At 66.5% G+C, this 12,925-nt stretch carries 11 protein-coding genes; 2 read left to right on the top strand and 9 right to left on the bottom strand.

The window, feature by feature from the left end; translation table 11 throughout:
* Positions 1 to 233: 233 nt before the first annotated feature.
* The 9 genes from ACVCMC_RS05240 to ACVCMC_RS05280 form a co-directional block, all read right to left on the bottom strand.
* The gene (locus tag ACVCMC_RS05240; protein WP_447098918.1) at positions 234 to 2,465 is read right to left on the bottom strand and encodes a heavy metal translocating P-type ATPase; all 2,232 of its coding nucleotides are present in this window, start codon (positions 2,463 to 2,465) and stop codon (positions 234 to 236) included.
* On the bottom strand, positions 2,440 to 2,718 hold the full coding sequence (locus ACVCMC_RS05245; protein WP_447098919.1) for a heavy-metal-associated domain-containing protein: 279 nt from the start codon (positions 2,716 to 2,718) through the stop codon (positions 2,440 to 2,442). The genes ACVCMC_RS05240 and ACVCMC_RS05245 overlap by 26 nt, the downstream gene beginning before the upstream one ends.
* A gap of 46 nt (positions 2,719 to 2,764) precedes the next feature.
* Positions 2,765 to 3,850 (bottom strand): c-type cytochrome, encoded by a 1,086-nt coding sequence (locus tag ACVCMC_RS05250; protein WP_447098920.1) that lies wholly within the window; start codon positions 3,848 to 3,850, stop codon positions 2,765 to 2,767.
* A gap of 2 nt (positions 3,851 to 3,852) precedes the next feature.
* A complete protein-coding gene (locus tag ACVCMC_RS05255; protein ID WP_447098921.1) occupies positions 3,853 to 5,100 on the bottom strand; it encodes a c-type cytochrome in 1,248 nt (415 codons plus the stop codon).
* A complete protein-coding gene (locus ACVCMC_RS05260) occupies positions 5,097 to 5,717 on the bottom strand; it encodes a cbb3-type cytochrome c oxidase subunit II (protein WP_447098922.1) in 621 nt (206 codons plus the stop codon). The genes ACVCMC_RS05255 and ACVCMC_RS05260 overlap by 4 nt, the downstream gene beginning before the upstream one ends.
* Before the next feature lie 5 nt (positions 5,718 to 5,722).
* Positions 5,723 to 7,324: a cbb3-type cytochrome c oxidase subunit I gene (locus tag ACVCMC_RS05265; RefSeq protein WP_447098923.1), complete on the bottom strand. Its 1,602-nt coding sequence runs from the start codon at positions 7,322 to 7,324 to the stop codon at positions 5,723 to 5,725.
* A gap of 142 nt (positions 7,325 to 7,466) precedes the next feature.
* Positions 7,467 to 8,360, bottom strand: a complete 894-nt coding sequence (locus ACVCMC_RS05270; RefSeq protein WP_447098924.1) for an MBL fold metallo-hydrolase — start codon at positions 8,358 to 8,360, stop codon at positions 7,467 to 7,469.
* 536 nt (positions 8,361 to 8,896) lie between these two features.
* Complete coding sequence (cydB, locus tag ACVCMC_RS05275) at positions 8,897 to 9,907, bottom strand: cytochrome d ubiquinol oxidase subunit II (protein WP_447098925.1); 1,011 nt, start codon at positions 9,905 to 9,907, stop codon at positions 8,897 to 8,899.
* Positions 9,908 to 9,909: 2 nt separating this feature from the next.
* Positions 9,910 to 11,310, bottom strand: a complete 1,401-nt coding sequence (locus tag ACVCMC_RS05280) for a cytochrome ubiquinol oxidase subunit I (protein ID WP_447099454.1) — start codon at positions 11,308 to 11,310, stop codon at positions 9,910 to 9,912.
* Positions 11,311 to 12,082: 772 nt separating this feature from the next.
* Here ACVCMC_RS05280 and ACVCMC_RS05285 point away from each other — a divergent pair.
* A complete protein-coding gene (locus ACVCMC_RS05285) occupies positions 12,083 to 12,505 on the top strand; it encodes a YeeE/YedE family protein (RefSeq protein WP_447098926.1) in 423 nt (140 codons plus the stop codon).
* Position 12,506: 1 nt separating this feature from the next.
* On the top strand, positions 12,507 to 12,923 hold the full coding sequence (locus ACVCMC_RS05290) for a DUF6691 family protein (protein WP_447098927.1): 417 nt from the start codon (positions 12,507 to 12,509) through the stop codon (positions 12,921 to 12,923).
* Positions 12,924 to 12,925 lie beyond the last annotated feature (2 nt).

Genomic DNA, 12,925 nt, shown 5'->3' on the forward strand with positions numbered 1-12,925 from the left:
TCACTCATGCGGTCTGGTAAAGGGGCTGCTTGCGGATGCGGGGAAGCAGAGGAGAAAGGGCAGGGCAGCGGTTCGACCATGGTCAGCTATCAGGCCGAAAAAGGACGCCGTTGCCGTACGTGGCGGGTCCGCTTCCCAGGCTCGCAGCAAGCGGTTGCGGGCCCGCCCGTCCCACAGCTTCCTTTCCGCTCTCGCGGACAGGCCACGAAGGTGTGCGACCACGGGCGACGTCGCTACAGACGCAGCCGCGCGGTATTGAGCAGCACGGTCACCGAGCTCAGGCTCATGACGGTCGCTGCGACCAGTGGATGCACGTAGCCTGCGATGGCCAGCGGGAGGGCTGCCGCATTGTAGGCGACGGCCAGGATCAGGTTCTGGCGGATTACGCGCGAGCTCTTGCGCAGCAGCGCGAAGACGCGTGGAAGCTGCTCCAGGCCACCCTGCATGAGGGTCAGCGCGGCGGCCGATTGCGCGGCCGGACTGGCTCCGCTGACGGCCACCCCCAGGTCGGCCGCGGCCAGCGCGGGACCGTCGTTGATGCCATCGCCGCAGAACGCGACATAGCGGTTTCGTGCACGCGCGGCTTCGATGCATTCGAGCTTGCCCTCGGGACTGATGCCGGCGCGGTAAGGCAGCGCCAGCGGCCCGGCCACTTCGGCCACCGCGAGGTCGCGGTCGCCGCTGAGGATCACCAGTTCGCAGCCGAGCGCGCGCAGCCGGTCGACAGCGGCCCCGACCCGTTCGCGTAGCGGGTCGGCAAACTCGAACGCGCCGACCCAGCGGCCATTTCGCACCAGATGCGATACCGTGCGCCGATTGCCCTCCTCGGGAACGGCAATGTGCTGGGCGATGAGCCAGCTGCGCCGGCCGAGGCGAAGTTCCTCGCCTTCGGCGTTCCAGATCAGTCCCGCGCCGGCCACTTCCCGGGTCCGCCCCGTGGGACGCACCGCATCGCCCGCATCCAGCGCGGCGAGCGCGCGGGCCAGTGGATGGGACGAACCGGCTGCCGCCGTGGCGGCCCAGCGGCGCAGCGTGCGCTCGTCGATGCCGGGGGCCGGATGGATACCGACGACGGCCGGTTGGCCCTGGGTGAGCGTGCCGGTCTTGTCGAGGAAGACGATGTCGGGCAGCCGGAAGTGCTGGATCAGATCGGTGTCGCGCAGCAAGGCGCCTAGGCGCGAGGCATGGGCCACGGCGCGGCTGGCCATCAGCGGGACCGCCAGCGACAGCGCGCACGGACAGCCGATCACGAACACCGACAAGCCCCGCGCCGCGGCGTCGAACCCGGTTGCTCCTTCCAGCAGGGCGACGCCGGCGCCCAGAGCGGCCGCGCCTGCCGACCACGGGATCAGGTAGCGCGCCAGGGCATCGACCTTGCGCTGCCACGCGGGCTTTTCTGTCAGCACCCGGCGCACCTGGCTGGCCAATGCATCGATCCGCCGGGCACCGGGCAGCGCCTGCGCGGTCATCTCGGCGCTGCCGTCGATCACCTGGTCGCCGGCCCACAGGCGGGCCTCCGCGCCGAGCTCGACCGGCACCGATTCCCCGGTGAGGCGGGAACGGTCGACCCAGAGCGTGCCATCGACGATCGGTCCGTCCACGACCACCGCATCGCCGGCTTCCAGCCGCACGCGATCGGCCGGGCGCAGCTGGCTCGCCGGCACCCGCTCTTCCGCGCCGGCGATGACGCGCCGGGCCAGTTGGTCCCCGGTGCCGAGCAATCCGCGTACGCGTTCGGCCGCATTGGTGCGCAGGCGGCGGTCGACCAGGCGGGCGATCAGCTGGAACGTTACCAGCATCAGCGCGGAGTCGAAGAAGACCTGGCTGCGCCCGTCCAGCAGGCTGAGCAGCGATAGCAGCACCGCCAGGGCGACCCCCAGCATGATCAGGCTGTCCAGGCCGGGCGCGCCCGCGCGCAGCGTGCGCCACCCGGCGAGATAGAACGGCCAGCCCGACCACAGCAGCGCGGGCATCGCGAACGCTCCCGAGCCGATCGCCAGCAGGTAGCCGGTCGACCGGTCGGATGCGGCGAAGTACAGCTCACCGGCAGCGAGCATGCTCCACATGCCGAAAAAGACGGCTACCGCCAGGCGCTCGCCCAGCCGCAGATGGATCTGCCTGGCGCGGTCGGCCGGCTCGTCCAGGGTGCGTGTCCCGTAGCCCAGCCTGGCGACGGCCTTGCGCAGGGTCGTCAGGCTGGTCTGGCCGGGATGCCACTCCACCACGACGGCGTCTGCGGCGAAGTGGGCGGCAGCGGCCCGGACGCCGGGCTGGCGTGCAAGTAGCGCTTCCACGGCCGCCGCGCAGGAGGCACAGAACATGCCTTCGACCACCAGCACCTGGCGCTCGACGCCGCTGTCTGGGGCGGAGTGCCCGGGTTGCTGCGGCTCGCTCAGGTTCCCGGCTGGCGCAGCCGCCGCGGGCTGGCCGCCGGCCACGCTAGTCGTCGCTGCCGTGGTCGCCATCGCTGTCCGCCGCTCGGGCGTCGGGCGTGGCGGTGAAGCCGGCCGCTGCCAGTGAGGCAAGCAGCGCTTGGCCGAGGCCGGGCTCGAGCGCCTGCAGCACGACGCTGCGGGCGGAGAGGTCGACGTCCACCGCGCTGACCCGGGTGTCCCCGGCGAAGGCGGTACGCAGCCTTTTTTCGCAGGCGGCGCAATGCAGGTTCTCCAGCCGGTAGCGATAGCTGACCGGCCGCTGCAGGGCGGACGCGCGATTCATAAGCGAGCTGCCCTGGTCATGGAATCTGCCTCGCCGTGTGACACCGCTACGGTTTGCGCGTGGGCGGGGGCGGTGTGCCCACCCCGATCAGCTGGCCATTGACCACCTGGCCGTAATACGTGTTGCCGCCACTGTGGTACTGCTTGGCCGCTTCCGCCACGGCGCCGGTCTGGCGTGGATCCTTGGGGCGTTCGTGGCTGTCGATGTAGGCGGCGACGTCCCACGCCTGCTGGTCGGTCAGGCGGTCGTGCTGCCCCAGTGGCATGTTGGCCTTGATGAAGCCGGCGGCATTGTTGATGCTGGCCATGCCGGCGCCCCAGTTGTAGCTGTGCGGCCCCCACAGCGGCGGAAACACCACCCGCCCGTTGATGTCGTGCTGGCCCTGGCCGTCGCCGCCGTGGCAGGTCGCGCAATAGGTCTGGAACACCGTTTGTCCGCGCTCGGGCGAATAGCCCTGTGCGGTCTTCTTCAGCTTGGGATAGCCGCCGCCAGCCAGTTTGGTGTTGGTCGGCGCGCCGGTCGCCAGCCAGTGCATGTACGCCTGCAGGTCCTTGTAGACCTGGTCGCCCGCCTTGGGCGGACCACCCGAGGTCGAATCCTGCGCATTCATCGAATAGGTGAAGCAACCCTTGACGCGATCCTCCATCGTGTTGATCTGCTTGTTCTTGGAGCGGTACATCGGGTAGCTGACCCAGGCCGACCACATCGGGGCCGAATCGGCGCGGCGGCCGGCGTCGAGGTGGCAGTTGCTGCAGGAGAGCTCATTACCGACGTACTGGCCGGCGTGGGTGCGCGTGTTGACGAAGATCTGCATGCCGCGGCGGACCGCATCACCTCCTGGGCCGGAAGGGATGCTGCTTTCGGGCGGCGGATTGAAGGCGGGCGGGGTTTTCTTGCCGGCGGTGGCCGGCGCCGGTGCGCTACCGCTCGCCTCGGGCCCGCGGTCCCGGGCTTGCCGGCTGTGATGCAGTCCGGGTACCTCGATGTTGCCGAACACGACCACCGCGGCAAACAGCACGATCCCGCCGATGACGGCGTAGATCGCACGCCGGGTGCCATGCCCTGCACGTTGATCGTCCCGGCTTTCGTTGCCTTCGACGCGTCGGCGGGTGGGTTCGGATGGGTGCTCCATGGTCATTCTCCTGTCGAGGCCTGCACCTGGCGCGACGGCACGGGTGGCAGCGTACTGAGATAGTCGGAGACGGCCTTGCGATCGAGCGCATCCAGCTTGACCGCAATGTGGCGCATCAGCGCGGAGGGGTCGTTGCTGCGCTGGCCGTCGGCGAAGGCATTGAGCTGGGTCACGGTGTAGGCCGGGTGCTGGGCCGCGAGCGCGGGGAAGATCCCGACCCCGAAGCCGGACGAACCGTGGCAGGAGAAACATGCAGGGAGCTCGCGTGAGCTGTCACCGGCGAGGGCGAGCTGCTGGCCGCGCGAAATCCGGCCGCCGAGATCCGGACGGGCGGTCGAGCCGGGCGACAGCTGGGCGTAGTAGCGGGCAAGGACAGGTATGTCTTGCGGGGCAAGCGAGCGGGCCACTATCGCCATGATCTCGTTGGGGCGCCGACCGCTGCGGAAATCGAGCAGCTGGCGCTCGATGTAGGCCGAGTCGAGTCCGGCCAGGCGCGGGATGTTGAGCGTGCCGCCGCCGGTGGCCCCATGGCAGGACGCGCACGACCAGCGCCCGCCGCGCGCGGCCGAGGCCAGTAGGGCGCCGGCGGTGTCGGTGCCGGCGAGCGTGACCGCTGCCTGCGTCGAGGCTGGCTGCGCTTCGTAGGCAGCCGGATGATCCGACACCGCCACCAGCGCCGCGCCCCCGCTCCATGGTTCGGAGGGGCCGCCCTGACGCCGGGCGGCGGTGACATCGGACACGTTCAACGGTCCGGCCTTGTTCGACCAGGCTTGCCGTATGTAGGTGCCAATCTCGGCGATCTCTGTGTCGGAGAGCACACTGGCGAAATCGGGCATGTGCCCGTTGTAGTCCTCGCCGGCAACGCGAATCGGCCCATGGATGCCGTGCAGCAGGATCCTGGCGATCATGCGCGGATCTTCGGTGACGAAAGGCGAGCCGTCGAGTGGCGGCACCGCACCCTTCAGCCCGGCGCCGTCGACCTGGTGGCAGGTGGCGCAGCGCTCCTGGAACAAGGTGAGGCCGGGCTGGTGGGCCGGGCGGTTTTCGGTCTTTTCGGCGAGGTTGCGCTGCAGCCGCTGGGTCTGCCCGATCTGCACCGACTTGCCGGCGTCGTAGAGCATCGCCACGCCCCAGAGCGCCAGCGCGATGGCGATCCAGTACACCGGCAACGGAACGCGCCGGGACTCCTCGTAGGGTTCGAAAAGTTCATCCTCGGGAAGGCGCCGCGGGCGCTGCTTGCGATCTTTCACCGGGCACCTCCCTGGGTGGCATAGCCATCGTCGCGTACGCCATCGACGGGCGCGGGATAGGTGCGGTCGAGGCTCAGCAGGTAGGCCACCAGATCCTGCGCATCGCGCGTCGCCACCACCGTGCCTTCCCGCGGCCGGTAGGCTTTGGGTACCCATACAGCCACATCGCCAGGCGCGAGTCGTGACTTGACTTTGAACAGGTAACGATAGGCCGGCATGATGCTCCACGGGGAGATCGACCGCGGCTGGTAGAGGTGGGTCAGTTGCCACGCGGCGCTCGGCATGCGCGCGCCGATGTTCAGCAGATCCGGCCCGGTGCGCATGGTGCCCAGCAAGTGCGGCTTGTCGAACATGTAGTCCGAGGCCACCGACGCGCGGCCCCAGCCGCGTTCGACGTCGGGCGCCTGGTCAGGCGAGCGCGGCTGCTGGCTATGGCAGTAGACGCAGCCCTCGCGCACGTACACCGCCCGCCCGCGCAACTCGGTGGCGGTGTAGTCGCGCAGGCCGGGCGTGGGTGGCTTGCTGCGGATCTGCACCGCGGGCAGGACGAGCAGCAGCACGGTGGCGAATACCAGCAACGCCAGCGACAGCAGGGCGATCGGCAGGACCTTGTTCATGGTGATCATGGCGCGGCCTGCGCGGCGACCGGCATGGTCTGGCCCGGCGCATGCAGTCGGGAACGCGCCAGCAGCACGAAAAAGTTGAGCGCGAACACCAGGTGTCCGAGCGTCATCAGCGAGCCGCCGACCGAGCGCGAGATCAGGTACGGCCTGAGCAGGATGACGCTGTCCGCGAACGGCCGACTGGCATCGATCATGGCATAGCCCTGTTCGATGCCGCCGATGGTGAGCGCCGTGAAGTAGATGGCGAAGCCGACGATGGTGAGCCAGAAATGCACCGGGATCAGGCGCGGATACGGCCACTGCGCGCCGATCATGCGCGGCATGATGTGGTAGATGCTGCCGAACAGCACCAGCGAGACGAACCCGTAGACGCCCAGATGCGCATGCGCGATGGTGTACTGGGTGAAGTGCACCACCGTCTGCACCGGGCGCAGCGCTTCGGTGGAACCCTGCAGCGAGACGATCGTGTACGAGAGCGCGCCGAGCCAGACAAAGCGCAAGGGGGTGGAGTCGCGCAGCGCCCACAGGTTGCGCGCCACCGTGACGTGGTGATTGATCGCCACCGCGACGACCGACACGATCATCATCATGCTCTGCACGATCGAGAGCGTCACCAGCCACGTCGGCACCGGGCCGCCGACGAGATGATGGATGCCGATCTGGCTGTAGAACAGCGCCAGCGCCCAGAAGCCCAGCAGCGACAGCGTGTACGAATAGATCGGCTTGCCGATGATCTTGGGGATGAAGTAGTACGCCGCGCCCAGCCCGAGTGGCGTGAGCCACAAACCCAGCACGTTGTGCGCGAACCACCAGTTCACCGTGGCCTCCTGCGCACCGGAGTAGATCTCCGGAATGTTGGCGATCACGAACAGCATCGGAAACCAGCCCAGCGCGGCGATGAAGTACCAGCCGGTCACGTATATGTGGCGCACGTTGCGCGCGCGCATGGTGCGGAACAGCGGTACCGCGAACAGCGCGGCGCCGATCGCGATGAAGATATCGACCTGCCAGGGGATCTCCAGCCATTCCTCGCCGTCGGTGAAGCCGGCCGCTATTCCGGCCAGTCCGGCCGCCAGCGCGATGTTCCAGATCCACGCGCCGTAGATCGGCAGCCGCGGCGAGCGCAGACGTGTGTGGAAGATGCGCGGGATGATCCACATCGCCACGCCCAGTCCGCCCAGTGACAGCCAGCCGTAGATGACCGAGTTCAAGTGCAACGTGCGTATGCGGCCGAAGGTCAGCGCGCCGGCACCGTCCAGCCAGTCGGGCAGGTGCATCTTGAGTGAGGCAATCACGCCGAACACCGAGCCCAGCACCAGCCAGATCACCGCGCTGGCAAGCAGCAGGGTGACGGCACGGCGTGACGAGGCGTCCTCGCCCGCATGCGCGGCATCGCGATGCTCGTGCTGCGCCACTTGCTCGTTCGGCGTATCGATCGTCGGGTCGTCCATGCCTCCGGCCTCGCCCTTGCCGAAGACCGTGTAGGCATGCGCCTGGTCGACTTTCATTTGACGGTTGCTGATCGCCCAGATGAAGGCAGCAAGCGCGATCAGCGAGATCACGAAACTGATGACCAGAAACAGGCCGATCGTCCAGCTCATTGGAACCTTCCCGAAACGACTCTAGCGGTGGCGGCCCTACAGACAGCCGGCTGGTTGCCATATGGATCGATGTATTACTGAAAACATGCGATGGTTGCAAATCCGCGGTCGCTGCCAGGTTGCGGACGGCATGGGTAAAACATTACTCCGACGATGTCGAAGCAAAGTAATTTAGGGGGATCCGCAGGAAAGAGCGACCGCACGGAGCGGCTGCGGGCAGGCGGCCGCCGCGGATGTTCACTTGCAGCGCCGCGAGCATCAGCTTGGGCAGGGGCAGTGTGGCATCGCGCTTCCTGCGTAGATCCACAAACGCCTCGCGGCCGCGGTCGCCTCCGACGTGGATATTGTCATCGCGATGCTTCGATACCGTCGCATGGCACTGCGCGTCACGGCCGTGCGGTGCATAGTCATGGCCCACGAAAAGTTCCGTGTCCCTCGGCAGGGCCAGCAGCGCCTGGATGGAATCGAACAACTGGTCTGCATCGCCACCGGGAAAGTCGGCACGCGAGGTGCCTGCATCCGGCATCATCAACGTGTCGTGCACGAACGCCGCGCGCTCGGTCACGTAGCTGACCGACGCCAGCGTGTGGCCGGGTGAGAACAGCACCCGCACCTGCGTGTCACCCACGCTGAACACATCACCATCAGCAAACAACCGGTCCCACTGCGATCCGTCCACCGGGAAATCGTCCAGGCAGTAGATGTCGCGCCACAGCTTCTGCACCTCGACCACGCGCGCGCCGATGGCGGTGGGAGCCTGCAGCTTTCCGGCCAGGTAGGGGGCTGCGGAGAAATGGTCGGCATGCGGATGGGTGTCCAGGATCCAGTCGACCTGGAGGCGCTGCTCCTTCACGAAGCGCAGGATCTGGTCGGCATTGTTGGTCGCCGTAGTCGCTGCGGCCGGATCGAAGTCGAGCACGGGGTCGATGATCGCCGCCTTGCTGGTGGCACGGTCGACCACCACGTACTGCCAGCTTCCCGTGGGCTTGTCCCAGAGCGTCGCGACGGCAATACCTCCCAGTTCGATCAGTTCCATGTTGGCATCCTCATGGCGGCTTGAATGGCGCCGTTGGCGGCGACGTGAGAAGCGACACACGTGGCGCATCGACCCTTGGGGCCGTGGAGCCTCCTGCGTGGCCATTACTGCGTTTTTGCAAATGGCAAAGCGGGTGGAACGCATCACATGCAGTCATGCCGGGTCAGCGCCGCACCTCATCGCTACGGTAGACGTATCGGAATCAACCGCTATGGACAATCTAAACGCGCGGATCGTGAGCCTGAGGTAAAGGAGGAAAGATTTGCCGTAGCGAGTTGGCCAATGCGTCTCCTGGTCGAGGCCCGCTGGATCCACATTCGATCGTTCAAAACATTCCCTGCAGCGTGCGAACACGTGTCAGGAATGGCCGGCGTTGGCTGCTGGCGAGATTTTCTGTCCGCTGTACATACTGGCAATGCAAGCGTTCTGTCACCTCACCGTGCGCTGCAGGCCTCTTGCTTCGCAACGGCGCGTGACTTCAGAGACGGCAACAGTGGTGCATCGTTTTGCGCAGTCTGGTGGTGAAGGCGGGTGCCTCAATGGTAGCCCTCGTCTGCCTGCACCTTGCCGCGAAATACCCGATACGAATACACGGTATAAGCGAGTACCGCCGGAATCAGCACCATCGCGCCGACCAGCACGAAACCCTGCGACGACGGCGGCGAGGCGGCCTGCCAGATGGTCATGCTCGGCGGCACAATGTTCGGCCACATGCCCACCACCAGGCCGACGAAGCCCAGCACGAAGAAGCACAAAGCGAGCAAGAACGGCTGTACCTCGCGATCCTGCAGCACCGCCCGCCACAGCCACGCTGCATTGAGCAAAGTCAGCATCGGGATCGGCAAAAGGTAGAGGAAATGCGTCCCGGTGAACCAGCGTGCCATCAAGTGCGAATCGAGGAACGGCAACCATGCGCTCACGATCAGCATGAAGCCGATCACCGCCAGCATCAGCGGCCGGGTGAGATCGAACGCGACGCGCTGCAGCCGTCCTTCGGTCTTGAGGATCAACCAGGTCGCGCCGAGCAGCGCATAGCCGAACACCACCGCCACGCCGGTCATCACTGCGAACGGGCTGAACCAGCCGAATGTGCCCTGGATATACTTGCCGCCGGTGAGCGGCATGCCCTCGACCAGCGCGCCCAGGATCAGCCCCTGCGCGAACGCGGTGAGCACCGAGCCGACGCTGAAAGCCACGCCCCACAGCCAGCGCGAGGTATGCGCCTTGAAGCGGAACTCGAACGCCACGCCGCGGAAGATCAGCGCGATCAGCATGACCAGCATCGGCAGGTATAGCGCCGAGAGCACTGCAGCGTAGGCCTTGGGAAAGCTCGCCATCAAACCCGCGCCGCCGAGTACCAGCCAGGTCTCGTTGCCGTCCCAGATCGGCGCGGCGGTATTCATCATGTGGTCGCGCTGGTGTTCGTCATCGGCGAACGGCAACAGGATGCCCAGCCCCAGTACGAAGCCGTCGAGCAGCACATACATCATCACCGCAAAGCCGATGATGAAGTACCAGACCACGGGAAGCACAGTTGCCCAGTCCATCCTCAATCTCCCATCGGATCGTCGGGCGCCGATAGCGGGCGCGAGGGTGTACGAAGGTGGCTGCCGTGCACCGGCGTGGCCGTCTGGTCGCGCTGCGGCGCCGGTAGCGGACCGTCGCGAAACAGCTTGAGCAGATACCAAAGGCCTGCGCCGAAGATGCCGAGATAGACCACCACAAAGGTGATGAGAGAGGCGAGCACGCTGCCGGCTGGCACTTTGCTCACCGCTTGCGCGGTGCGCACCAAGCCCTGCACCACCCACGGCTGACGCCCGACTTCGGCGACCCACCAGCCAGTCAGCAGTGCAACGAAGCCGGACGGGATCATCACCACCCAGGCTTTCAGGTACCACCGGCCGGACAACAGCGTGCCGCGCTTCCAGCGCCACAGCCCGATCAGGGCGAGCGCGAACATGGCCAGGCCGAGCCCTACCATGACACGGAACGAAAAGAACGGAATCGCCACCGGCGGGCGCTCATCCCGTGGGAAATCCTTCAGGCCCTTGACCTCTCCGTTCCACGAGTGGGTCAGGATCAGGCTGCCCAAGTGGGGCACGTCGAGCGCGTAGTGGTTGGTCTGCGCCTGCTCGTCGGGCCAGGCAAACAAGGTCAGCGGCACATTGCTTTCGGTGTCCCAGCGCGCCTCGATCGCGGCCAGCTTGGTCGGCTGGTATTCGCGCACCTTCTGCCCGGCCATGTCGCCGATCATGATCTGCAGAGGGATCACGATGGCAAGGAACGCCAGCGCGAGCTTGAGCGTCTTCCCGGCGCGATCGACGAAACGCCCCTGCAGCAGATAGACGGCCGAAGCCCCGCCCACCACCATCGCCGTCGAGATGAATGCCGCCAGCACCATGTGCGGCAGGCGCACCAGGAAAGAGGGGTTGAAGATCACCCGCCACCAGTCGGCCGGGTAGAACACGCCGTCGCGGATTTCGTAGCCGGCTGGCGTCTGCATCCAGCTGTTGGCCGACATGATCCAGAACGCCGAAAGCAGCGTGCCCAGCGCGACCATGCAGGTGGCCAGGAAATGCATGCGGTCACTGACCTTTTTCCAACCGAACAGCATCACGCCAAGGAACGTCGCCTCCAGGAAGAACGCGGTGAGCACTTCGTAATTGAGGAGCGGCCCTACCACGTTGCCGGCGACGATCGAGAAGCCGGCCCAGTTGGTGCCGAACTGGAAACTCATCACGATGCCCGAGACCACGCCCATGCCGAAAGCGACGGCGAAGATCTTGAGCCAGAAGAAATACAGGTCGCGCCACAGGTCGGTGCGCTTGACCAGCCACACGGCTTCGATGAAAGCGAGCCACGCCGCCGTACCGATGCTGAAGGCGGGGAACAGGATGTGGAAAGACATTACCCACGCGAACTGCAGGCGCGAGAGGAACTCGGCGGTCAACATGCTTCACTCCGGGGAAAGACGTGGCGCATTGTGGACACTTCCATGTGATCCCGCAGTCGTTTATTGCACGATGGCCGGCTACGGGCGATCCACCAACGCTAGCGATCTATACGCGGCATGTGCTCGCGTGGTGTGTCGTTTCGTACGACCGATGGCTTTGCCCTGTTGTCATGTGTGTTCCTCGGCCCAACCATTGACCATCGCGCGGTTACTTGGGGGGTATTCCTTGAGGCGCGCCATCATACGAGTGCGCCGGTATTCATTCTGTACATGCTCTACTCCGGATGACCGAGGCGCTCCGGCAGGTTTGCTGCTCGCGCGTGCCGGGGCATCATCAATGGTGGAGGGACTGGCAGACCACCAGGTCATAGGCGTGCACCACATGCGCAGGCACCCTCATCAACTGGCCCGGACATGGCGTTCCTAGCCTTCGGTTTGATCTTGGTCGAGCTGGCCGGCTGCGGGCTAGCGGACGCACTTTTCGGGTCGCCAGCCCTGAGAGCCCCCTACGCAGGCTGGTTCGTTCAAGTGCCCACCTCCGGCAGGCACACCTGCGCCATGCCGCCGAGTTGACGGTCAGCACCTGGCAATTCCCGCACACGGGCATGCTCGGCAGGCGTGGAATGGCTGGCCTCGCTGAAGCGTCAGGGCCCTTAGAAAGCCGCAAGTGAGCCCCGGAGGATCTCCGGCGGGCCGGGGTCCGCAGCGTTTGCACCGCAAGCTTGCCCGGTTTATATTCGTAGATGCGAATATACGAATAGGTGGTTGTATGCATCCTTGGCTCCTCGCCGCCGTCGGCGGCATCCTGATCGGCCTGGCGGCCGTGCTGATGATGGGCGCGTTGGGCCGCATTGCCGGCATCAGCGGCATTGCCGGCGGGCTGGTGACCCAGCGCATCGGCGACTGGCCGTGGCGGCTCGCGTTTGTGCTGGGCCTGGTGCTGGCGGCGCCGTTGCTGGGGCTGCTGCGCGGCGACAGCGGCGTGGGGATGCCGCAGGTGGGGTGGCCGTGGATGGCCCTGGCGGGCATTCTGGTCGGCGTCGGCACGCGCCTCGGCAGCGGCTGCACCAGTGGGCATGGCGTCTGTGGCATCGCCCGCTTTTCGCCGCGTTCTCTGGCAGCTACCGCCACCTTCATGGTGCTCGGCATCGGCACGGTAACCGTGGTGCGTCACCTGCTTGGAGGGCTCTGACATGAAGGTATTGGTTGCACTCGTTGCTGGCCTGCTGTTCGGCATTGGGCTGGTGCTGGGCGGGATGACCCGCCCGGAAATCGTGCTCGGCTTTCTGGATGTATTCGGCCACTGGAATCCGCAACTGGCCTTCGTCATGGGCGGCGCCGTGCTGACCACGGCGCTCGGGTACCGCTTGGTGCTGACCCGGCCGCAACCATGGCTTGATGCCACCTTCCAGCTCCCGACGGCCCGCACACTGGACCGTCGCCTGCTTGGCGGCGCGGCCATGTTCGGTGTGGGCTGGGGGCTCGCCGGTTACTGTCCCGGTCCGGCGCTGGCGTCGCTCACCGCGGGTGCGCCGGGACTGCTGCTGTTCGTGGCCTGCATGGTCGCTGGCTGGCTGTTGGTGGCGCGGCTGCTGCCGGCTCGGTCCTGATG

Source organism: Rhodanobacter sp. UC4452_H20 (assembly GCF_052978205.1).